A 23,211-nucleotide genomic window follows, 5' to 3' on the forward strand; every position below is an offset into this window, starting at 1 on the left:
GCCATTTATTTTTTTATAATTAATTTCTCCGATAAAATGGTAGTTCCTTTATTTTCAGCTTTAATTAAATAAACTCCATTTATAAGATTGGATAAATTGATGGTCACTTTTTCATCATTATATTTATTAGAGAAAAGTTTTCTTCCAGATAAATCTATGATACTAACGGTTGATTCTTTTGGAAGGTTGTCAATATTCACAAAATCTTTTGCAGGATTTGGGTAAATAGAGGGTTTTAAAATATGTTTATTATCATCAACTCCTAAAGTTGAACCTAATTTTACAACCCAAATATCATACGACCCATGATTTAATGTAATATTTCCGTTAGAAGACATGGTATTTCCTATCATAATGTATCCATTATCTGAAGTTTGCTGCACAGCATATAATTCATCCACATTGCTTCCTCCTAAAGATTTTTGCCACTGTAAATTTCCCGTTGAATCTAACTTTATAACCCAATAGTCAGTATTCCCAAAATTTTGGCTAATATCTCCGTTAGTAGACTGAGTATATCCACCTACGATATATCCGCCATCAGAAGCCTGATAGATAGAGCTCGCTCCATCTGGAGCTGTTCCTCCAAAATTTTTCTGCCATATTACATTACCTATAGGATTAAGCTTTACAATCCAAAAATCACGAGATCCGATAGAATCTGGAACCGGGCCGTCTGACTGAGCATAGCCCGCAACAATATAATCTCCATCTTGATTTTGTATAACATCAAAAGCTTCATCTCCACCAATTCCTCCTAATGATTTTTCCCATTGTAAGTTTCCAAAAGCGTCTAATTTTATGACCCAATAATCTCTGAATCCAAAATTTTGTGAAACATCTCCATTATTTGAAATTGTGCTACCTGCCATAATGTATCCATTATCCAATGTTTGTTTTATTGATCCTGCATATTCATAGCTGCTTCCTCCAAAATTTTTCTGCCACTGTATATTTCCTAATGAATTTAATTTTACAACCCAATAATCGTAGAATCCATGATTTCCCGTAACATCTCCCATCGTATCTGTAGACGTAGAGTTACCTGCTACAATGTAACCTCCATCTGAAGTCTGTTGTACTGAGGTCGCTTCCTCGTGACCGTATCCTCCTAAAGATTTTTGCCATTGTATATTTCCTGATGGATCTAATTTTACAATCCAATAATCCGCAGAACTATGATTTCCAGTAACATCTCCATTGATAGAAGAAGTGACACCGGCAAAAATATATCCTCCATCTTGAGTCTGTTCAATAGAATTTGCTCTGTCACTACCGCTTCCTCCGTATGTTTTTTGCCACTGAATGTTTCCTGATATATCTAGTTTTACAATCCAACAGTCAAACGATCCATGATTCCCGGTAACATCTCCGTTGTTAGATTCAGATGATCCGGCAATTATGTACCCTCCATCTTGGGTTTGCCGGATAGATTTTGCGTAATCTCTAAAACTTCCACCAAAAGATTTTTGCCATTGTATCGATGGTGATTGACTCCAAGTTTTATTGAAATTAATAATTAATATGAGAAAAAAGAATAATTTAAATTTCATAGTATTTTGTATTTGATGTTTTATTTTAATTAAACTTTACAAATATAAATATACAGATTATTTTTTATAACAGTCTAGATCATAAAGGCTTGTGGGTTAATTTTGTTTTTAAAAAATAATAAATTATTAAAGTTGTATTCCCAAATTATTTAATTCAGCTTCCAAATCTGTTTCAGGTTGAATATGAATAGTTTTAAAACCTAAAGTTTGTGCCATTTCAATATTTTTGAGATTATCATCAATAAAAACCGATTCTTTGGCTTCCAATTGATATCTTTCCAACAAAACATGCCAGATTTTAGGATCAGGTTTAATTAATTTTTCAGTTCCCGAAACCACAATTTTTCCGTCAAACAACTGAAAGAAATCGTAGTTTTCTAAAGCATAGGGAAAAGTTTCTTCAGACCAATTTGTCAATCCAAATAGTTGATAAGGAGTATTTCTTAATTTTCTGAGAATTTCCACATTTTGCGGAATATCACTTTTCAACATCACTGTCCAGTTATCATAATAAGCTCGGAGTTCTTTTTCCCAATCCGGAAATTTTTTAATTTGAATTTCTGTTCCTTCTGCTAAAGTTCTTCCTCTGTCTTGTTCTATATTCCATTCATCCTGTGCTATATTTTCAAGGAAATATTCCATTTTTTCATCATCATTAAAATAAGTTTTGAAAAAATATCTTGGGTTCCAATCCATTAAAACACCTCCAAAATCGAATACTATATTTTTGATTTCCATAATTGATAAAATGCTGTTAACTGTAGTTTATTATTCATTATATTCCAAACACTTTTTCCAAGCAAGCAATATTTCTTTCCAATCTTTTAAAGGAAATATTGTTTTTTCATGTCCATCCTGCCACAATTCAAAATGAGTTGGAGTTATTTGCGCAAACCAATAGTTTCCCAAACCACCTCCATGATCTGGATCTTCAATTAGCGAAAAATTACCAGAAATTGCTAAATCCAAGTCGGCTACGAAGTCATCCACATCATCCGGATGTCTATAATTATAAATGTAATTAGCAATGGGATTTCCTGAAATAATTCCATGAAATTTCTTGGATGATTTTTGCATGGTCAAACCATATTTTTGCAGTAGTATATCGTTCAAATTGTGAAGTATTTAAATGTGATAATCTCTAAAGTTTTAAATTTAATGGTCTGTAATAATAACTCTTATTAGTAAAATTATTAAGGTCTATAAAACTGATATTCTCCATTCTCATAAAACGCATTAATATGCTGCAAACCATTCGTTAAAATAATTTCAGAAGCTCCTACTATAGAATTATATCTCGCTGTTTGCTCAAATGTTTTTTCAGTCAATTTAATTTGCGGAGCTTTACATTCTATAAGAATCTTTGGTTGCGCTTTTTCAGTAATTAAAAGGTCGATACGTTTCGTTAAACCATTTAAAACAATCTTTTTTTCTGTAATTAAAGCTGATGTGGAGTAGGACTTTACGGTAAGATAATAATGAATCCAATGCTGTCTTACCCATTCTTCAGGCGTGAGCAAAAGGTAAGTTTTACGAACCAAGTCATAAATAAAAAACTTATCTTTGTCTTTCTTGAATTTAAAATCAAAAGTTTCCTGAAAGTTCAGTTTTGGAAGTTCCATTTATACGATGAAAGAATTAGATTTAATCCTCAAAAATATTAAAAATAAAGAAGTTTTACCTATTTATTTTTTCCACGGAGAAGAACCTTACTTTATTGATGTTGCTCTAAAAGCTCTTGAACACGATTTTCTCGAAGAAGACGAAAAAGCTTTCAATCAAACCGTAACTTACGGAAAAGACACAACTTATCAGGAAATTCTCTCTTTGGCACGACAGTTTCCAATGATGGGCGACAAACAGGTGATTATTGTAAAAGAAGCACAGGATTTGAAGCTGAATGAGGAAGAAAGCAAAGCTTTGGAAGCGTATGTTGAAAATCCTGTTCCGTCCACCGTTTTGGTTTTTGCGCACAAACACAAGAAATTAGACAGCCGCAAAAAAGTTACGAAATCTTTAGATAAAGCCAATGCACTTTTTCTGAGTGAGTCGGTAAGGGAAAATAATCTACCGAAATGGATTGCCGATGAATGTATCAAATTAGGTATAAAAACCGCTCCGAATATTTCTCATCTTCTCGCAGAATATCTTGGAAACGACCTTTCAAGAATTGCCAACGAGCTCGGGAAACTGAAAATTATTCTTAAAGAAGGACAAATCTTAGACGGAACCGTCGTTGAAAATCACATCGGAATCAGTAAAGAATATAATGTCTTTGAGTTTCAGAAAGCTTTAGGAACAAAAAATGCAAATGCAGCCTTTAAAATTGCTCATTTTATGGGCAAAAATCCTAAAAACAATCCGTTTGTGATGATGATGGCGAGTTTATACAGCTATTTTTCGAATGTGATTATTTACAACACGATGATTGGTCAACCGCCTCAAGTAATTGCTTCTCAAATGGGAGTTAATCCTTATTTTATTAAAGATTATGCAGAAGCTGCGAGATTGTATCCTTTAAAACATTCAACCCGTGTCATTTCTATTTTAAGGGAATTCGACATGAAAGGAAAAGGTTTGGGAGCCGTTAATATGAATGATGCCGAACTGATTAAAGAATTGGTGTACAAGATTATCAATGTAGATAAAATTAAGATGAAAGTGTAGAAGTGAATTGTGAATATTCAATTTTGCTTTGCAAGTGAATTTTTAATTTAGCTTTTTAAAGTTAAGATCTATTAAATAATTTTAATCTCAATGTTAAAAGTAAATTTTCTGTGTTTTGTTTTGATTGTGTTTTTTCAGTTGTCGCATGCTCAATTCAAATTAAAATCAATTTCACCAACTGTCGACCAGCAGGATTCTTTTAATATTCAAATCATTAAAACTCTCTGCGAATTTTTAGAGAACCAGGATCCAAAATTCTGGCTTGAATCTGATTTTAAAAAATTTAAATCTCCCTATTACGAAATTATTGGCATTGAAAGCGAAAAATTAGGAGACAAATTTTATCAACCGTCATTAATGGAGATAATTCCAACAGACGAAGACGGTAAAAAATTGTAAAAATAGCTTTCATCGGATATAATTCAGAAACAAAATCCAATCTTATAAAAGCGATTTATAATGTAATCGCTGTAAAAAAAGAGGACAAAATTTTCTTTAGTAAATATATTGATTACGCCACAAGAAATTGGGAAATCAAGAACGAAGATAATGTAACCTATTATATTTCACCAAATAAGAATTATAATTCTAAAGAGGCTGAAGCGCAAAAGAAAGACATCAATATGCTTTCAGACTTTTTCGGAACTGAAAAATTTCCTATAACATATTGCTCAGCAATTTCACCCTAAGAAGTTTTCAAGTTGAAGGGTTTCGATTATCATCCGATGATGTTTACGGATAAATCTGGTGGATTTGCGGAAGCTTACAATATTGTCATCTCGGGAAATAATTCAGAATATTACACTCACGAAATCGTTCATTTATATACATCAAAACTTTTCCCTAAGATAAACCCATTCTTTGATGAAGGAATTGCCTCTTATTTTGGAGGTAGCGGAAAGTTTGACTATCAATGGCAAAAAGAAAAATTGAAGAAATTTCTGACAGAAAATCCCGATTTTGATGCTTTTAAACATTTAAATATTTACGAAAGATTATATTTCGAAAAGGAAACACCAATTCCGTATGTTGTTTCAGCAGTTATTTGCGAAATGATAATTTCTAAATTCGGTAAAGAAAAACTTTTTTCTGTTTTTAAAACCGAAACTTCGGTAGAAGAGAGCTTTAAAACCTTTAATTTAAATAAAAATAATATTAATTCAGAATTGAGAAAATTTTTAAAAGTTTAAAATTCCATAATCTGTTCATCGACTTTTAACATATTAAATATTGACAAGTATCATTAATTTTCCTTTAATAAAACATTAAAAATTCCGAAATTAGCACTCTTGAAATTGATAAATAAATTATGGAACAAAATATTTTAGATTGTGTAATCGTTGGATCTGGTCCTTCTGGTTTTACAGCGGCAATTTATGCAGCAAGAGCAGATCTTAAACCTGAATTATATACAGGTTTAGAGCCAGGCGGACAATTAACAACAACTACCGAAGTTGATAATTTTCCGGGTTATCCTGCAGGAATTACAGGTCCTGAAATGATGATGGATTTGCAAAAACAAGCTGAAAGATTCGACACAAAAGTTCATTATGAATTGATTACTAAAGCAGAATTCTCAAAAGAAGTTGGCGGTGTTCATAAATTATATGCCGGAAACAAAGAGATTTTTGCTAAATCTGTGATTATTTCAACTGGAGCTACGGCAAAATATCTTGGTTTAGATGACGAGAAAAAATATAATGGGGGAGGAGTTTCCGCTTGTGCAACATGTGACGGATTCTTCTACAGAGGAAAAGATGTTGTAGTAGTTGGTGCAGGAGATACAGCTGCTGAAGAAGCGACCTATCTGGCTAAGTTGGTTAATAAAGTAACTATGTTGGTAAGAAAAGACGAGTTCAGAGCTTCAAAAGCAATGATCCATAGAGTTGAAAACACACCGAATATCGAAGTGAAATTTCATCACGAACTGATCGGAATTGAAGGCGAAAACAATTTGGTAGAAAGAGCTGTTGTCATCAACAATCAGACTCAGGAAAAATCTACCGTAGACGTTCACGGAATTTTCATCGCCATCGGTCATAAACCGAATACAGATATTTTCGTTGGACAAATCGATTTAGACGAAAACGGATATATCGCCACTGAAAAAGGTTCTTCAAGAACAAATCTTCCAGGTGTTTTTGCTGCAGGAGATGTTCAGGATCACATCTACAGACAAGCAATTACAGCTGCAGGAAGCGGATGTATGGCTGCAATGGATGCTGAAAAATACTTGGCAGAATTACATTAATAAATTCCAGATTTTACATATTAAAGCATCTCGTAAGAGGTGCTTTTTTGTTTTATAAAAGTTATTTGTCGTTTTATCAAGAATAATTTTAAAAATAATTCTACTGATTTATAGTTGATTATTAATTTTTGTTAAAATTTATTTAATAAAAATTTTGCTGGAATTTAAAAACATTCTATATTTGCACCACTGAAAACAACGATATAATCGAAGTTTTTGGAGAAATGGCAGAGTGGTCGATTGCGATAGTCTTGAAAACTATTGACTGTAACAGGTCCGGGGGTTCGAATCCCTCTTTCTCCGCAGAGTATGAAAACTAAAATTTTCAAAAACCCTTAAAATTCATTAAAAGAGCTGTAATTTAATTAATTACAGGTCTTTTTTTATTTTACGGAGTTGCAAAATTTTCAATAGTGCTCATAATTTTTATGGCAGAATCATGGCAGTTTTAATTGTGCAAAATAACTGCCATAAAAACGCATCTAACTATCTGTTAGTTAACATGTAAAGATAATTAACATCTTGATTTTTGAGTGATTTAATTCGAATTTTATTAACCTTAAAAATCGAATTATGTTAGAAAAAAGTTTTGGCGTAAATTTCTTCTTAAAAACGCCATGGAAGAAAGATGATCATCTTAGATTTGTATACCTGAGAATCACAGTAGACGGTATTTCTAAAGAGATTTCAACTAAAAGGAAATGGAGAATTGACCGATGGAACCAGAAAACCGAAAGAGCAGTTGGAACTAAAGAAGATGCTAAATCTTTAAATCATTTTTTAGACTCAATAATTACTGGACTTCACAATTTTAAAACAAAGTTAAGTAACAGTTCGGAGCCAATATCTGCTGCTAAACTTATTGATTATATTCACGGAAAATCTTATCAAAAAGCTAAAGTTCTTGAGGAATTCCAAAATCATAATGATGAAATTTTCGCTTTAATCTCTAGAGGTGGGTTCTCGAAAGGTACTTATGAGAGATACGTGACTGCAAGATCACATGTCAAGGAATTTATGAAATTCAAATACAATCGTGATGATTTTGAGTTTAGAGAGCTTAATTATAGTTTCGTGACCGATTACGAATTTTATTTAAAGACCGTTCGCAGATGTTCAAATAATACAACACTTAAATATATAGCTAATTTTAAAAAGATTGTCTTAAGAGCTGTTGCAAAGGATATAATTCAAAAAGATCCATTCATACTCTTTAAGTCAAAAAAAACTAAACTTGACAAAAGACCTTTAACCACTAAAGAACTTTTACTATTGGAAAATAAAAAGTTTAATACGGAACGTCTTTCAATTGTACGAGACATCTTTGTATTTCAATGTTATACAGGATTGTCCTATATTGATGTTAAACAATTAAAATACACTAAAATAAAAGAGGAGTCCGATGGAAGTTTGTGGATTATGTCAAACAGGCAAAAATCAAAGTCACCTACTGATATTCCTTTGTTGGAAAACGCTATTATAATTATGAAAAAATATAGGGGGCATCTACTTTGTCAAGATTCAAATCTTGTATTACCAGTTCGTTCAAATCAAAAAATGAATGAGTATTTAAAGGAAATCGCTACTTTATGTGGAATTGATTCAGAGCTTAATACACATAAAGCCAGAAGAACTTTTGCAAGTACTGTTACCCTTAAAAATGGTGTTCCAATCAATGTTGTTAAAGAATTACTAGGACATCATTCTGTAACTCAAACTGAAGAATATGCTTTAACAACTCAAGAGGTAATTAATAATGAAATGAATAACCTTAAAATAAAACTACAAAATAATCAAGAAAACATAGTACAACATATTCAAATAAAAAAGATTTTAAACGAAAGTGAAATTCAATTGCTTCAAGATTATGAAAAGCTTAAAAATAAAATCTTGGGAGTTTCTGATTTGTAAAGCGAATGAAGAGGAGTTTTTACTAAACTCCTCTTCATTTGTTTATGATTACAAAACTTCTAACAGCAGGGTGGTAAGATGGTATATAGATGAAATAGCCAAATTCTTGTAATTCTTTAAAATATTTGTGATAAGTGGGGATAGTTTTGACATGAGAATTCTTCATAAGCCTGCTTCTGCTTACGATTATTTTCTTCTTTCGACGTTGTTTTATACCCATATAAGTAATTGCTGTTAGAAGTGCAATATGAATAACACTTAGTCTTTCGTCGGAAGAAAATCTCTCCATGAAACTGTACCAATAGTCATTCATAGTTAGTTGTTTTCAAATAAACTTTTTAAATCTTTACTGTTATAGTAGTAAGATCCCAGTATTTTCTTTGATCTGATTTTTCCACTTATTCTTAAATTTTGAAGAGTGGCAGGAGAAATCTCTAAAATTTTCCTAACAGCCTTACTTCTTAACCATTCAGTATCCATATTTCTTTTTCCATTTTGATTAAAATCATTTATTAGAAAAAGTTTTATTTCTGAAATGATCTCGTTCTTTATGTTGTCTAGGTCTTGTTTTGTTATATTTTCCATGTAATTCAATTTAGACTGAAAAATTAATAAACATGATTTAATATATACTATTGAATGGATCTGTTAGCTTACCTTGGCGTTATCTGTCAATGTTTTTTTCATTTTTATATGTCTATTAGAGCTTTGTAATTTTTTAAAATTTTCGCCAATAAACCGGTAAAAAGGCAGCTAAGGTATAGCGGCCAGCCCATTCTTTTGCCAGCCAAAAGACTACGGCATAAACGGTTTCCTCCCTAAAGGTGCCCTCCAATTATTCCGTTTCCTTTTGTCTTTCCCCTTTGTCCGCTAAGATTATCTGCTTTCTTTTTTCCGGTTTTTCTTTTGAAAAATATTCAGCGAAGCCTGAAAGGCTTTCAGAGAAAGGACGGAGAAGAGATTGAGAACAATTCAAAATGTACAATCTTAAAAACAACGATTATGAACATTATCGGAAGACTGACAAGAGATGCGCAGGTTTGCAAATTGTCAAATGAAAAACATGTGGTCAATTTTTCAATTGCTACAAACGACAGCTATCGTAACAAACAAGGTGAACGGGTTGAACAGACTACTTACTTTCAATGCGCTTATTGGATTTCTCCAAAAGTTGCAAATTTTTTAACCAAAGGTACTTTGGTGGAACTAAGCGGAAGAGCCTATACCTCTGCATGGATTGGTAAAGACGGAGAGCCTCACGCAGGTTTGAATTTCCACACCTCACAAATCAAGGTCCACAGCAGTGGCAAAAGAAATGAAAGTAATTCTAATGTTTCCAATAAAGCAACTCAGAAAAAGAATGAAAAACCCAAATCCAATAAAAATGATAAGGATGATGATCTCCCATTTTAAATCAATCAAAACAATTTTCTAATATTTTAACACTAACATCATGGCACATAATTTAAATTTCAACAACAGAACAGGAAAATATTCATTTTTCAGTGTAAAGGAAAAGGCATGGCACAACTTAGGACAAATCGTAGAAGATTATCCAACAAGTGAAGAAGCTATCAGATTCGCAGGACTTGATTATGAGGTGGAAAAGTCTCCATTATTTACAAAAAGTAATGCGGTTATAGAAAAGGGAGATGATATAATAATGAGCGATTCAGCATTGGAAGTTCCAAACTATTTCGCCAACATCCGTACCGATAACAATACGGTTTTAGGGGTTGTCGGAAAAGACTACCAAATTGTACAAAACCGTGAAGCCTTTTCTTTCTTTGATGCTATCGTAGGCGGGGGAGATGGTATTTTGTACGAGACAGCAGGAGTTTTGGGTAATGGGGAAAGAATTTTTATCACGGCTAAACTTCCAGATTATATCCGTGTAGGAAATGGCGACGATATTACAGAAAAATACATTTTTCTGACCACCTCACACGATGGAAGCGGAAGTATTACCGCAGCTTTAACTCCAATTCGTATCGTTTGCCAAAATACTTTAAATGCCTCTCTGAGAAATATGAGTAATGTGGTAAGAATCCGACACACGGCAGGAGCAAAACAACGTTTGGAAGATGCTCACAAAGTTATGGGATTAGCGAACACATTAAGTAAAGAATTAGAAAAAACTTTTAATCACTGGTCTAAAATTACAGTCGGTGATGATGAAATGAAAAAGCTAATTCAATTGGCACTTTGTCCCAATAAAGAAACTTTAAACCATCTGCAAAAAGGAAATTTTGATGAAGTATCAACTGTTTTCAAAAATACCGTTGAAGATGCTTTTGCCTATGCGATGATGAGTGACACCCAACAAATGGAAACGACTAAAGGAACTTTATTTGGTGCTTACAATGCGGTGACAGGTTTTTATCAGAATGTCAAAACATATAAAAACGAAGAAGCCAAATTACAGTCTATTGTCATGGGTGGAACTGCTCAAATGAAATCTCAAAAAGCTTTTGAGCTGTGCGAGAAGTTTGCAGGTTTCGGAGCTGATTCAATTTTGATGAACTAACTTTTTATAATTACGGAAAAAACAAATCTCTGCCGTATTCAGAGTACAAAATATGAATTTCAATATTGTAAACGAAATAAAACTAAGCTATTCAAGAAACGGAAACTTTGAAAGCTTGATTACAACTTCACCAGATGCTGTCAAAATATTTAAAGAGCATTTTGATAGTGATGAATGGATTACAGAGAATCTTTTTTTGCCCTTTGCTTAAATCAGGCAAACAGAGTTTTAGGAATAAAGAAGATTTCAGAATCTGGAATTTCGTCAACCATAGTTGATGTCAGAATCATTATGCAGGCTGCACTTTTGTGTAATGCATCAGGAATAATTTTAGCACATAACTATCCATCGGGTAATCTAAAGCCATCGCAGGAAGACCTAAATATTACACAGAAGATTAAAGAAGCTTCGCAGTTTTTGAATTTTCAATTGCTCGACCATTGTATATTAACTTCTAGTGCGTATATATCATTTGCTGATGACGGTCATTTGTAAATATTAAAAAAAGAAAACGGCAATCTTTAGGTTGCCGTTTTTCACCTCGGGCGAAAAGACAATTCCTTCCTGTGGTCGGAAACGTCTTTTCGCATTTTTCATGGAGCAATAACTTTGATGAATTTGTAATCAGTAATTCAAAATTTCATCAAAGATATTGCAGGATATGATGTGGTCTATTTAAGATAGTCCGATAATTTTTTAAGTGCGGAAAAAAGAAAATTTCTCTATACTATCGAAAACTTCTTTTTTGTATGCAAAAATAACCCAATACGCCATCAGCACAAACCTGCAGCTTTATTAAGTTACGTCTTTAATCTTTACTTTTATAAGCAAATTGTACTCTCTTCATTTAATGAAAAATCCCACAATCAGTGGGATGTTCTAAAGCTAATTTTTAGCATTAAATTGAAAACTAATTTGTCTTACATTTCCAAAACTATCGTAAATCCAAACATCAAAACTTTGCGAAACAGTCGAGGTTGAGGTGTAATACAGTCTAAATTCTTTTTCGCTAAGCTCGTATGAATCATTGGGTTTGTAGGGGGGGTGATTATTATAACGCAGCGTTCCATTTCCATCAAACTGAAAATACCTGAGATAATACTTAGTTTCGGCATAATGACCTTTTGGAATGATTTTCAATGTGATTTCAACAGTTTCTCCAGTAGCAATATCTTTTGGAATTGGCATAATATTCAGTTCAAATGGGAAATTTTGCTGTATTTCCAAATCATTTGTCGAGCAGGATGACAGACTCAATTCAAAAAGTATCATGACCGGAATAATCAGCAGTAAGGCAAGCCCTTTTTTTATGATGATTTTAATATTTTTCATGGGTAAATTTTATAAATTAATTCTTATTCCCAGACCTGCAGAAGGCCTGATCAGTTGACGGGAGGAATTCCACAGAGCCTTTGCTTTTAGATGAGGGAGCAAAACAATTCGGTCTGAAAGATAAATTTCTACAGAAACTTTCCCGCCGGCTCCATAAACAAAATTGGATTCACTTAAAATCTCAGCTCCGTCAAAAAGCAGATTATTTCCTTTATTAATGCTCTCAAACCCTGCTGTGGCAGATAATGAGAAATTAAATAATAGGTTTTTTTTGCGATCTGATATAAGATTAAAGCTGTAACCTGCTTCGGCAAGGAAAGTTTCAATCGGTATTAAGACGGTTTTATAGTTATGCTTCTCATTCTGGTATTCAAAACTGAAAAAACTGTAATTTCCTTTTCCTGACTGATTCGTTATTGCTGTGTTGATAAAATAATTCTCGCTTTTAGAATCATTGAATAGAAATCCGGCATTCAATTCAATCGCTTTCTGTTTAGGATTTAACCGCTGAGCCTTTGCTGTTACGCTCATCAGAAATAAGCTTATGACATAAAAATGTAGCCTTTTCATGTTATTTCAGTTTTAGGTTAATATCTTTAAAAACAGATGCGGCAATCAGGTCGTTGTTGGTAACCTGCATTTTTAAATTCCGACCGCCGTTTTTTTCTAAAATTTCTATTTCTAAGATTTGACCCTCCATCAACGTAAACTGATCCAGCAGGAAAATATCAAATGTTTCGTTATGTTCTTCTACCTTAAAGATTGTAGAATAATTTCTAAGCGGAGACAATATCCTGTCCTGTACTACTGTTCTTTTTATTTTTTTCTCATCTACAATTTTGAAAGTGATGAAATCGACGGGATATGGAATATTTCCGGAGTTTTTTAGGTGTATAATAAAATAGTATTTACCTTCATGAACATACAAACCCCGAAGCAAAAACTGAATTCCAAAGCTTTTGTTTCCGATGTGCTTAATGGTTCTTTTCGGATTTTTGTACAGGGTCTGCATGATCAGCTCTGTCAGCAAAGATGAACTTCCATCCATCACATCAAAAATCACATCTGAAGCATATTCCTTTTCATTATTACGCTGGAGTTTAAGCAGATTATAGTTTAAAGTGTCTGGGTAAGAGCTGTAAAAAACATCGAAGCTGTAAAACTTCCCATCTTCAGTGACCACTGAGAAATTGGTTTCTTCTTCAAAATCTCTTGTTGATGCTTTTACCCTTAAAACATTCGCAACATCATCAGCCTTGCTGGCAATCAGGTTTTCACTTCCTAAATCAACATATTTAATAGGTGAAGGAAATAATAAGTGTGTTGTTTTATTGTAGGTAACTTCCATTTTGTAGGGTTCAAGTCTTCCCTGATTCAGTGACATCAAACCATCTTGATCCTGTGCATTGACTGAATGGTTGATGATCAATAACAGCAGAGTGATCCATTTATTTAAAGTGTTTTTCATTGAATTTTAATTTATTAAGGGTTAATTTTTAGCTACCAAAAGAATTTGATGACCGGCTTTTACAGTTACTTTAGGCATTCTGACCTTTCTTTGAAAATATCCCGAAACTCCCTGAACAACTCCGTGGGTTAAATCAGAAGCGATTTGCTGACCTGCAGATTGAGTCATCATAATGTTTGTTCCTGATGACTGGCTCATATTGGCAACGATATCATTCACAGCATTTTGTTCCGGTGTGTAAGGAATATGTAAACCCAGTTGACCATCATTATTGTGAATACTGATGTCGACATTTTGAATAGAGCCTCGATATTCGATACTGGATATTTTTAATTGCAATCTTCCACCCTGAAATTTGCATGATGCTTTCAATAAAGTTCCCTCTGGAATTAATGTTCTACCTAATAGCATTGGTTCAGAAAGTCGTAATGAAATGAAACTCTCAGCAGTGACCAGCTGGGTTTGATGAATTACCGCCCGTATACTGTTTTGGGTAATTTGATCGTTGTCCTGATTACCTTGGATACCGATGAAATTGTTTTTGCTCAAGTTCGCTAGAAACGCACTGTCACCAGGCTCACGGTACAAGGCAGATACTACATTTTTATTGGGGAGCTTTACTGAATTAATCTTAACCTTTGGTTCTGTTGGCTCAGATTTTACAGAGGTATCAGATGGTTTTGTGTCTGTAATATTTCCATTTTGATGAGAAGATGACGGAAGATATTTTGCTGCCAACTGATAAGATTTTTCCATCAATTCCAACTGCTCATCAATTCCGCTACCTTTCGGTATAGAATTATTCTGCATAGATTCATTTTTTAATCTCGAAATCTCTTTTTTCAAGTTACTTACTTCCTGATCATCCCGACTGTAAAAGTTTCCCAAAGTCTGTTGCGCATTACGGTAACTGTTCATAGCATTTTGGTCGCCATGCGTCAGCATTCCTGGCTTGTCGGTCGAGTTGAATTGGGTGGATTGATCTGGTGAAAGATTTGTTGCCTGACCATCATTCCAGTAATCAGATAATGAATTCAAAGTGTTCGTCTTTTCTTCATTTTTCTGTTCCAGCAGTTGCTGTTCGTAAGCTTTCTGCTTATCAGACTGAAGTTTGTCATCAGTGGCCTGTGGAACTACTGAATTAAAACCGACATCCTCAATGAGAAGATTCTTCTCTTTGGGTTTAAAAATGAGATAGAGACAACCCGCACAGACAACGGCCATTAAGAAATAGATAAGTGGTTTTTTGAATTTTTCAAATCTCTGCAGATTGCTAAATGACTGTTCCTCGTTAGCCATTCTATCGGAATTGCCTTCGGTAAGTCGAATCTGGTTTCTGTTCTCGTTATTCATCCTGATGGGTTTTAGTAATTATACTTTGAGGAATACCCTGAATATGACTAATAGAGAGGATATTGTTTCCGTTAGACGTTTCGTACCAAATGTAGGTGATGGTTAAAACGGTCAGCATCACATAAATTCCCAAAAAAAACTTTGTCAATGTTCTCTGCCTGCTTCTGCTTAAAGATTTCCAATGGTTTTCAATCGAATTGACATATCGGTCAACTGCTATTCTGAATTTTTTCATACTGTACATTTTAGCGGTCAACAGTTTCGATATCTTTATTTTCAATAACATTGAATTTTTCCATCGTAAATCCTTGAGGATTATTGTCAGACCTTACAGAGTTGACAAGAATACAGCTGGTAATTAAACTTCTCTTGGTCAGATTGCTCGATCTGTAGATAAACTGCTTTGCGAAGGTCTGAACCTGATACGGGTAACTGTCAAAGCTGGCAGCAACACTGTCGATCTCAATTCTCTGTTGGATATTCCCTGAAATAATTCTGTTGTAATATCCTTTTTCTGAAAGGTCTTTGTAATAATTAAATGCAGACTGGTCAGCTAAGTTGAATGCTCTTTTTACATTACTTTCTATCGCATTTTTATCCGGTGCAATCGTGAAGAAAAGTTCATGAAAACGTCTGACATGCTCTCGTGCTTCTACAGGACGATTCAACGACATATCCTGAGATAAGGCAAGCATCAATGATTTTCCATTATCCAATACATAAATTTTCTGACGCTGTTCTTCGGCAAACTCGTATGATTTGTATACAGCAATCCCTGCAACTCCGAAACATAACAGGGCAAAAATAAAAGTGAATAATCTGATCTGCCTGAAACTGTTTTCGATATTTTTTAAGATTTTAAATTCCATTTTTCTGTTTTAATTATTTTAATAACCTACCTGAGATATTTCCTGTTGCTGAACCGGCAGCTGCTCCTGCGATGTTTCCGGACTTCGATGCGGTCTGATTGACATTGCGCATAAAGTTTCCTGCACCTCCCGCCTGAATAACCCAGCCTGTTACGGTTGGTACGGTGAAGTAACCAATGATTCCGATAATCATGTAGATGATGTAAACCGTGTTGGACGTATCGGGAATAAAATCAGGATCAGCTAGCATCTCTATATCCCGTTCCAAGATCAAAGTCTGTATCTTTGCCAGGATAGCACTAAAAATATCAGCAACAGGTAGCCATAAATACACGCTGATGTATCTGGTTAACCACTGCGTGAGTGTTGATTGAAAACCATCCCAAACTGATATGGCAAAGGCAATTGGGCCGAGTATGGACAGTACGATTAGGAAAAAGGTTCTGATAGTATCAATAACCAGTGCTGCTGCCTGAAACAGAATTTCGAGAAATTCCCTAAAACCATCTCTGATTTGTTTTTTAACTTCAAACATTTGCCTTTCCATGTACATTCCTGACATCGTCACGAGGTCTGATGGAGACCATCCCAGTTCTTCCAGTTTTTTATCAAATTCATCATCTGAGATCAGATAGGCCATTTCAGGATTTCTGAGCATGGCTTCTCTTTCCAGTAAGTCTTTTTTCTGCTGAAGTTCATTCATATCCAAAACCTGATCCTCCAGCATGGAATGACTGCCTTGAACAACGGGGCTTAAAACCCCGTTGATACTTCCTAAAACCAATGTTGAAAAAAACATAATGCAGATTCCGATAGCAAATGGTCTCGACATAGGAAACAGATCTATAGGTTCAGCGCGGCTTAATGCCTGCCAAACTTTAATTGCTACGTAAAACAGCGCTCCCAATCCAGCAACGCCTTTTGCGACTGCAGCCATGTCTGCACACATCGGCATCATCTCATCATAGACCGCACTTAAAACTTCGTGTAAGTTTGTAGGTTCCATCTTACCAGTATTTTTGGTTCGACGTTCCATACAGATTAAGCACCCGTTGGGTGTTGTTCTGCTTCTTGGCTCTCAGGTAACTGACAGAAATATTCTTGTTCGTGTAATAGCGAACCAAATTGTGATAGTCTTTTACAGCCTTATGCACTCTATCAATGATATCCATTCTTTCTTTATCATTTAATGAAAGACTGCTGGTACTGACAATCTGTTTAAGTTCTTTTAATAATTCCGTACTCTCATTTAGTAAAGTTGAGTAGCCGTTCGCAATAGCAGTCAGTTCCTGAGCATTAAAGTTGGGATCATTCAACATCTTCCCGAAATTGTTCACATATATTTCCGAAACATCGCCAACCAGTAATACAGTTTGCTGAACCTTTCTTGCATCCTTGACCAGATTGTTCACAGCTTTGAGTTTATCATAATATTCCTTACCCTGTTCGTAAACTTTCTTGACTTCATTGAAATTCTTGACGACGTTCGAAACGGTATTTGAGGTCTGAACAATTTCGTTCGCTGAGTTTAGAATTCCCGAGGCTAAATTGGCTGGGTCTGTCACTACAAACTGTGCTTTTGCTGTGGAGGTCAACGCCACCGCTGTAACCATCATTGTGGTTAGGATTAAATTTTTCATTATTCTAAAATTTTAATTGGTTAATTTTCTTTTGTCGATTTGATTCGCTTTAGCGAAATCCTCTTGATGGAATTCTCAACATTGCCATCAAGTTCGGAGGCCAGATTCATGACTTCCATTTTTTCGGTTTCTTCGGTCGTGTATGCTAAGTATTCTTCGGTAGAAACTTCCGTAGCGTAGACTGCTGAATGTGTTCCTCCCAATCCAATCCAGACTTCTTTGTAAAGTCTTTTGGGATCATTGTTCATGTTAATAGAAAGTACCTGTGCTTTTTCTTTATCCGTTAAACCCAGCATCGCCTGGATATCATTAAACTTGTTCATGTATTTTCGCTGATCCAGCAGGATTTTGCAGTCCGAATTGTTGATGATGCTTTCTTTTACAATGGGTGACTGAATAATGTCATCCACCTCCTGCGTTACGACGATGGCTTCACCAAAGAATTTCCTGACAGTCTTGAACAGATATTTGATATATTCTGCCATGCCTTCTTTGGCAATGGCTTTCCATGCTTCTTCAATGAGGATCAGTTTTCTGATTCCCTTGAGTCTTCTCATTTTGTTAATGAAGACTTCCATAATAATGATGGTCACAATCGGAAACAGGATTTTATGGTCTTTGATCGCATCGATCTCAAATACAATAAACCTTTTGGATAAAAGATCAAGTTGTTTATCAGAATTGAGCAGATAATCATATTCGCCTCCTTTGTAATAAGGCTCTAAAACATTAAGAAAGTTCGCAATGTCAAAATCCTTTTCTCTCACTTTCTTTTTTTCAAGGACAGATGGATAATCTTCTTTTACAAATTCGTAAAAACCGTTAAATGAAGGATAGTCATTGTTATTTTTGATCTTTTCAATATATCCGCTTACTGCATTGGAAAGCGCAACTTCCTCTGACCTTGTGGGCGGTTCGTCATCTCTTTTCCAGAGAGTAAGAATCAACGTTTTGATGCTTTCTCTTTTTTCGATATCGAAGATGCCATCATCGGTATAAAAGGGATTAAAGGCAATGGGATTGTCTTCCGTGTACGTAAAGTAAACACCGTCTTCTCCTTTGGATTTACCTTTAATTAATTCGCAGAGCCCCTGATATGAATTTCCGGTATCCACTAAGAGTACATGAGCTCCCTGTTCATAATACTGCCTGACCATGTGGTTGGTAAAGAATGATTTTCCACTTCCGGAAGGACCGAGAATAAATTTATTTCGGTTCGTAATAATTCCCTGTTTCATCGGAAGGTCTGAGATATCCAAATGAATAGGTTTTCCTGTCAATCGATCCCCCATCTTGATTCCAAACGGTGAAGGTGAATTCTGGTAATTGGTTTCCTGTGTAAAAAAGCATAATGCGGGTTCTATGAACGTATAGAAACTTTCTTCAGCAGGAAAATCTGCTGCATTGCCGGGAATACCTGCCCAATATAAAGTCGCTGTATCTGTTGTGTTATGGCGGGGCTTACATTCCATTAACGACAAAGCACTTCCTGTATCATTTTTTAACTGCTTTAATTCCGCAGGATTATCTGACCATGACATGACATTGAAATGAGCACGAATGGATTGCAGTCCAAACGAATGGGCTTCATTCAGATATTTTTCGATCCATTCTTTATTGATCTGATTTGCTCTGCTGTAACGTGCCAGCGAATGCATATTCCTTGCAGACTTTTCAAATTTTGTAAGGTTTTCTGCACTGTTTTCGATAAACAGATACTGATTATAAATGTGATTGCAATTGAGTAAAAGTCCAACTGGAGAGGCAAAGGATAGCAGGCAGTCGCTGCGGTCTGTGCTTAGTTTTTCATAACGACTGTGAGAAGAGACTGTTCCCGGTAAATCGTCTGTATCAGAAAGCGTGTGCAGACTGATACGATTATTGCCGACTCTCATTTCTTCCGCTCCTAAATTTAAATCCTGAAGGGAAGGGTTAACATCTCGGGATAATGTCAGATATTGCTCAAGTAATCCCGATTGTTTTTCTGTTCCGGTAATCTCATTCTCCGTCATCCGTTCCAAATGAACATAACCAATGTCATTCATGATTCGTTCAAATTGATCGACGGTCTCCATAAATCTGCTCATCAGCTCCTTATCCCTGATTTCCTTTGGAATAAGCTTTCCTTTGCAGAGCGATGAGAAATTACTCTGCATTCTCATCCTCTCTTTGCTTGTTTTGGTAAGAAAGAGATAGCAGTAATGATTCAGAAAAGGTCTTTCATTGAAATGTCTTTCAAATGATTTAGACAGAAAACTCTGATCCTCTTTTGACAGATTGGCATTGTAGTTTTCTTTGATAAACCAATCCTGCTTGTGTACAATCGTAAAATCAGGTAAAGTCTTAATGGCTTTAAACCAAGCTGAATGAATGGCTTCATATTCAGCGGAAGCAACGGTAAACAATTCAGGAAGGCTTACTTTAAAACAAACCGTAACATCGGCATCTTTTGATATAATACAGCTTTCTTCTACTGCCAGCAGCGGAAATTTACTTTCCAACGTAGCTGCTTTTGATTGATTTCTCATGCTGCAGCTTTTTTGGAGTTGGATTTTAGATACCTGAAGATTGACTTTCGGCTGATAATGTATTTAGGATGCTTTTTGTTGGCACCCAGTTTCATCAATCCGTGTTCTCCATATTTTCTGTTGAGTGTGAAAGTCTGCCCTATTAGCAAGCTGGCACTGATACCTCCTAATCCCAAACAGAAATAGGTACTGACTCCTGCCATGTACATGATCATGACCACAATCAAAAGACCTAGCAGACCGCCTGCGAAAATGAAGAGGTACTGCGCTTTTAATCCTTTGAACTCTACGGTTCTTCCGATTCCTTTATTGATGTTATAGGTATTCATAATCATCAATTTTAAAGGAAGAATGAACGGAGAATAGTGGCTGCAACGATCAGGAAAATACAGGCTCCGAACCAGCTTGCAGCGGTTTTACTGGTGTCAGGGTCGCCACTGCTGAATTTGTTGTAGACCTTGACTCCTCCAATGAGTCCGACGACTGCTCCTATGGCGTAGATAAGTTGGGTGGCAGGTTCGAAATAAGACGTGACCATTTGGGTGGCCTCATTGATTCCGGCGGTACCGTTTCCCTGAGAAAAGACTGGCGTAAAACTTCCTACAAATAAACAAACTGTAAGAAATTTGTTTTTTAGTTTTTGCATGATTGATACATTTTTGAGTTAAAGAAAACTGCGCTTTGCAACTTTCAGAAACAAATGTATCGGCAGTCAAAGAGTCTTATCTAAAAATGGAATGATCTGATAGACATTGGCTTTACGTTTCTTCTACTGAATTTTTTAGGTTAATTTTAAACTTAAGTTAGTCGCTTCATAATATTGAATTAAAGGCATAAAAAAACCCAGCTGAATGCTGGGTAAAAACTAATAACCATGAAAACTCAATTAAACATGAGAATCGTTTCTTTTTGAAGCAATAAGCAAACCAAAAACATACAATCTATTCTTAAATAAAGTTATTTTTATGTTAAAATTTTTAGATATATTTCCCAATATCAAATTCCTCAAAAGTACTTTTTTGCAAATTGGAAGAACCGTCTTGAGTTTCAGTATTAAAACTGTTGTCCAAAAGCTCTGCTATTTTTTGAGAAGCACCATCAAAAGAATTTTCGAGTAGATTGAATAATTCGGTTCCATGTAATTTGTGAACTATATCTGTAACTGTTTTCTTTTGAGATAACTCAGAATCATCTTCGTTTTTCAAGAAATACTCCACAGAATTTAGTTCTTCAAAGTTTACGCCGTAGGCTAAACCGTTATTCTCTCCCGGTGATCTATACTTTTTCCATTCTTCTTCCTCTTCTTCAAAATCAGGCTGATTGCTGAAACCTTTATCCGGTTCTTCCTGCAGAATTTGCTGATCAATGTTTTCATTTTCATCAAATTCTATATCTAAAGTAGTAGGATTGACTGGTAGTTCATCACTCTGGCTTTCGGTGGAAGTCATTGGAACCGATTTTCTTTCAACAGGTTTAGTTTTTCCGATAATCGTCGAGAGAGGATGGTTCTGTTGATTTTCTGTCAATACCTTAGTAGGTTTCTTTTGTTCGCCTGTTTTATCATGTAAAAGAACACAGATTAAAATCAATAGACATATTAATATTGCGGTTTCCATAGTTTAAAATATAGGTTTGTATTTATTGTTATAACTCTTGATAATCTGCTCACCAAATTCCTGAAAATGGTATTGTAACAGATTATCAACGTAGGCATAGATGGAAATTTTATCTTCCCCGATCACCTGTACAATACGGGAAAGCCTTTCGTGGAAATCGGGTCTGATGTAAACGGTTTTTCCGTCACGTGCATTGGTATCACTTTTTTTTAGAAAGATATCTTCATAATCCAATTCCGATATTTTTTTTATTCTTGCTTTATCTTTAACGACTGGTTTTTCTTTTGAAGCTTCTTTATTGATGATACCCTCATTTTGGTCTTGCTGAGAAGAAGAAAGGCTTAGACCCTCCTTTTTCAAACCATCAACCATCAGATTCATCATAAATTCTTCATCAATATCAGGGGTTGTTTTTCTGTTATTTTTTTCCATTTGTAGGTAAGTTTATAATGTTTAGAAACTCATCGATAAATAAATCAAGCTGACTGATTTTCATTAATTTTTCGTCAGCTGGAAGCAGTGTAGAACGGAAGACGATTTTACTTTCGGCTTCACTATCTTTTCTGAAACGGGTACTGCTCTTAATCTGGCTCTGCATTAAGCTTAATCCTAATTGATTGATAAGTTGATTGTAAATTTCATATAAAGGTGTGCTTTCCCGTCCATCGACCTGATTCCAAAATAAGTGGATCGTTTCAATTGAAGTTTCTCCTTTTTGCATGATCACATCCTGTAATAGTTGTGTAAAAATGAGTGTGCTTTCCATTACAACACGGTCTGCGGTAATGGGAGTGAAAATATGATGCATTCCGGCCAGTGCTTTCAAGATGCCTGGAGTGTTGACAGTTCCCGGAAGATCAAAGAAGATAACATCAAGAGGTATTTCGGAGCTTGAAGTAAATTCTTCTGCTGCTTCTAAAATGCCGTCGGCTCTCATCTGAACAATAGGATACGCTTTTTTATTAATCGTGCTAAATTGTTTGTAGGCTAATTTTTTTAATGAATTATTTTCCATAATCATCGTGAGGTCTCTGGATTTCATTTTCATAAGACTGTGCTGGGGAAAATCCGCATCAAATACCGCTACATTATACCCAAGACGATAATGTAGAATGCTGGCAGTTAAAGTGGTAAACGTGCTTTTTCCGACACCTCCTTTTTGGGATGAGAAGGCAATGAATTTTGTTTTGATTTTTGATTCCATAATAGGTATGTATTTTAATTGGTATTGCTGTTTCTTGTTTTATAGATAACTCATTATGCACTTTTATCTGCAGGTAACTAAAGAACACTGCATTCATTCAGCTACTTAACAAACTCTTTACTTAGCTTGTTATATACTTATGATTTCACAAGAATAAATCTGTTGATCCCTAGTGAAATACATTAATACTTTTTCAGATCCGCTTCTATACACTAAATCAAATATTAATGTATGCACATTATGATATCCGTCCATTTCTACACATTGGTGTACTCACGTTGTTACCTAAGTG

Annotated in this window: 27 protein-coding genes and 1 tRNA gene; 9 read left to right on the forward strand and 19 right to left on the reverse strand. The window is 34.9% G+C overall.

The annotated features are described in order from the left end of the window. Nucleotides 1-5: 5 nt before the first annotated feature. The 4 genes from OF897_RS11630 to OF897_RS11645 form a co-directional block, all read right to left on the reverse strand. The gene (locus tag OF897_RS11630; RefSeq protein ID WP_267265851.1) at nt 6-1,553 is read right to left on the reverse strand and encodes a T9SS type A sorting domain-containing protein; all 1,548 of its coding nucleotides are present in this window, start codon (nt 1,551-1,553) and stop codon (nt 6-8) included. A 126-nt stretch (nt 1,554-1,679) separates the two neighbouring features. Then, entirely contained in the window at nt 1,680-2,291 is a 612-nt protein-coding gene (locus tag OF897_RS11635) for an HAD family hydrolase (RefSeq protein WP_267265852.1), read from the reverse strand. Nucleotides 2,292-2,321: 30 nt separating this feature from the next. After that, complete coding sequence (locus OF897_RS11640; RefSeq protein WP_267265853.1) at nt 2,322-2,630, reverse strand: hypothetical protein; 309 nt, start codon at nt 2,628-2,630, stop codon at nt 2,322-2,324. Nucleotides 2,631-2,746: 116 nt separating this feature from the next. Then, nucleotides 2,747-3,175, reverse strand: coding sequence for a type I restriction enzyme HsdR N-terminal domain-containing protein (locus OF897_RS11645; RefSeq protein ID WP_267265854.1), 429 nt, complete (start codon nt 3,173-3,175; stop codon nt 2,747-2,749). Between the two features lie 7 nt (nt 3,176-3,182). On the opposite strand from OF897_RS11645, the gene holA reads away from it, so the two are divergent. From holA to OF897_RS11675, 6 genes are all read left to right on the forward strand, one after another. Continuing rightward, nucleotides 3,183-4,220: a DNA polymerase III subunit delta gene (gene holA / locus OF897_RS11650; protein WP_267265855.1), complete on the forward strand. Its 1,038-nt coding sequence runs from the start codon at nt 3,183-3,185 to the stop codon at nt 4,218-4,220. A gap of 90 nt (nt 4,221-4,310) precedes the next feature. Then, nucleotides 4,311-4,619, forward strand: coding sequence for a hypothetical protein (locus tag OF897_RS11655; protein WP_267265856.1), 309 nt, complete (start codon nt 4,311-4,313; stop codon nt 4,617-4,619). Between the two features lie 302 nt (nt 4,620-4,921). After that, nucleotides 4,922-5,410, forward strand: a complete 489-nt coding sequence (locus tag OF897_RS11660) for a hypothetical protein (RefSeq protein WP_267265857.1) — start codon at nt 4,922-4,924, stop codon at nt 5,408-5,410. Between the two features lie 119 nt (nt 5,411-5,529). Next, entirely contained in the window at nt 5,530-6,471 is a 942-nt protein-coding gene (gene trxB, locus OF897_RS11665; RefSeq protein WP_267265858.1) for a thioredoxin-disulfide reductase, read from the forward strand. Nucleotides 6,472-6,689: 218 nt separating this feature from the next. Continuing rightward, nucleotides 6,690-6,774: transfer RNA gene (locus OF897_RS11670), tRNA-Ser, on the forward strand. Between the two features lie 270 nt (nt 6,775-7,044). Beyond that, nucleotides 7,045-8,382: a site-specific integrase gene (locus OF897_RS11675; protein WP_267265859.1), complete on the forward strand. Its 1,338-nt coding sequence runs from the start codon at nt 7,045-7,047 to the stop codon at nt 8,380-8,382. Between the two features lie 315 nt (nt 8,383-8,697). Here OF897_RS11675 and OF897_RS11680 read toward each other — a convergent pair whose 3' ends face one another. After that, on the reverse strand, nt 8,698-8,967 hold the full coding sequence (locus tag OF897_RS11680; protein ID WP_267265860.1) for a helix-turn-helix domain-containing protein: 270 nt from the start codon (nt 8,965-8,967) through the stop codon (nt 8,698-8,700). A gap of 417 nt (nt 8,968-9,384) precedes the next feature. Here OF897_RS11680 and OF897_RS11685 point away from each other — a divergent pair, with 417 nt between their 5' ends. The 3 genes from OF897_RS11685 (at nt 9,385) to OF897_RS11695 (ending at nt 11,404) form a co-directional block, all read left to right on the forward strand. Next, a complete protein-coding gene (locus OF897_RS11685; protein WP_267265861.1) occupies nt 9,385-9,795 on the forward strand; it encodes a single-stranded DNA-binding protein in 411 nt (136 codons plus the stop codon). 40 nt (nt 9,796-9,835) lie between these two features. Further along, nucleotides 9,836-10,909, forward strand: coding sequence for a DUF932 domain-containing protein (locus OF897_RS11690; protein WP_267265862.1), 1,074 nt, complete (start codon nt 9,836-9,838; stop codon nt 10,907-10,909). Between the two features lie 174 nt (nt 10,910-11,083). Beyond that, nucleotides 11,084-11,404, forward strand: a complete 321-nt coding sequence (locus OF897_RS11695) for a JAB domain-containing protein (RefSeq protein ID WP_267265863.1) — start codon at nt 11,084-11,086, stop codon at nt 11,402-11,404. A gap of 390 nt (nt 11,405-11,794) precedes the next feature. Here the strand turns inward: OF897_RS11695 and OF897_RS11700 are convergent, their stop codons facing one another. The 14 genes from OF897_RS11700 to OF897_RS11765 form a co-directional block, all read right to left on the reverse strand. Then, nucleotides 11,795-12,241: a DUF3872 domain-containing protein gene (locus OF897_RS11700; protein ID WP_267265864.1), complete on the reverse strand. Its 447-nt coding sequence runs from the start codon at nt 12,239-12,241 to the stop codon at nt 11,795-11,797. 9 nt (nt 12,242-12,250) lie between these two features. Continuing rightward, on the reverse strand, nt 12,251-12,811 hold the full coding sequence (locus OF897_RS11705) for a conjugal transfer protein TraO (RefSeq protein WP_267265865.1): 561 nt from the start codon (nt 12,809-12,811) through the stop codon (nt 12,251-12,253). Between the two features lies 1 nt (nt 12,812). Further along, nucleotides 12,813-13,709, reverse strand: a complete 897-nt coding sequence (gene traN, locus OF897_RS11710) for a conjugative transposon protein TraN (RefSeq protein ID WP_267265866.1) — start codon at nt 13,707-13,709, stop codon at nt 12,813-12,815. Nucleotides 13,710-13,730: 21 nt separating this feature from the next. Continuing rightward, entirely contained in the window at nt 13,731-15,062 is a 1,332-nt protein-coding gene (gene traM / locus OF897_RS11715) for a conjugative transposon protein TraM (RefSeq protein WP_267265867.1), read from the reverse strand. After that, complete coding sequence (locus OF897_RS11720; RefSeq protein WP_267265868.1) at nt 15,055-15,297, reverse strand: hypothetical protein; 243 nt, start codon at nt 15,295-15,297, stop codon at nt 15,055-15,057. The genes traM and OF897_RS11720 overlap by 8 nt, the downstream gene beginning before the upstream one ends. A gap of 10 nt (nt 15,298-15,307) precedes the next feature. Further along, entirely contained in the window at nt 15,308-15,931 is a 624-nt protein-coding gene (traK, locus tag OF897_RS11725) for a conjugative transposon protein TraK (protein ID WP_267265869.1), read from the reverse strand. A 13-nt stretch (nt 15,932-15,944) separates the two neighbouring features. Next, nucleotides 15,945-16,937: a conjugative transposon protein TraJ gene (gene traJ / locus OF897_RS11730; RefSeq protein WP_267265870.1), complete on the reverse strand. Its 993-nt coding sequence runs from the start codon at nt 16,935-16,937 to the stop codon at nt 15,945-15,947. Nucleotide 16,938: 1 nt separating this feature from the next. Beyond that, nucleotides 16,939-17,571: a DUF4141 domain-containing protein gene (locus OF897_RS11735; RefSeq protein WP_456064444.1), complete on the reverse strand. Its 633-nt coding sequence runs from the start codon at nt 17,569-17,571 to the stop codon at nt 16,939-16,941. Between the two features lie 20 nt (nt 17,572-17,591). Next, nucleotides 17,592-20,099, reverse strand: a complete 2,508-nt coding sequence (locus tag OF897_RS11740; RefSeq protein WP_267265872.1) for a TraG family conjugative transposon ATPase — start codon at nt 20,097-20,099, stop codon at nt 17,592-17,594. Then, complete coding sequence (locus OF897_RS11745) at nt 20,096-20,428, reverse strand: DUF4133 domain-containing protein (RefSeq protein ID WP_267265873.1); 333 nt, start codon at nt 20,426-20,428, stop codon at nt 20,096-20,098. Before OF897_RS11745 ends, OF897_RS11740 begins: the two co-directional genes overlap by 4 nt. Nucleotides 20,429-20,439: 11 nt before the next feature. Next, entirely contained in the window at nt 20,440-20,745 is a 306-nt protein-coding gene (locus OF897_RS11750; RefSeq protein ID WP_267265874.1) for a DUF4134 domain-containing protein, read from the reverse strand. Between the two features lie 331 nt (nt 20,746-21,076). Then, nucleotides 21,077-21,715 carry a conjugal transfer protein TraD gene (locus OF897_RS11755; RefSeq protein WP_267265875.1) on the reverse strand — a complete coding sequence of 213 codons (639 nt, stop codon included), beginning with the start codon at nt 21,713-21,715 and terminating at the stop codon, nt 21,077-21,079. Between the two features lie 3 nt (nt 21,716-21,718). After that, a complete protein-coding gene (locus tag OF897_RS11760; RefSeq protein WP_267265876.1) occupies nt 21,719-22,147 on the reverse strand; it encodes a DUF3408 domain-containing protein in 429 nt (142 codons plus the stop codon). Then, nucleotides 22,134-22,919, reverse strand: coding sequence for a ParA family protein (locus tag OF897_RS11765; protein WP_267265877.1), 786 nt, complete (start codon nt 22,917-22,919; stop codon nt 22,134-22,136). The genes OF897_RS11760 and OF897_RS11765 overlap by 14 nt, the downstream gene beginning before the upstream one ends. Nucleotides 22,920-23,211: the final 292 nt, after the last annotated feature.

The sequence above is a fragment of the Chryseobacterium formosum genome (assembly GCF_026460885.1).
Classification (GTDB): Bacteria; Bacteroidota; Bacteroidia; order Flavobacteriales; family Weeksellaceae; genus Chryseobacterium; species Chryseobacterium formosus.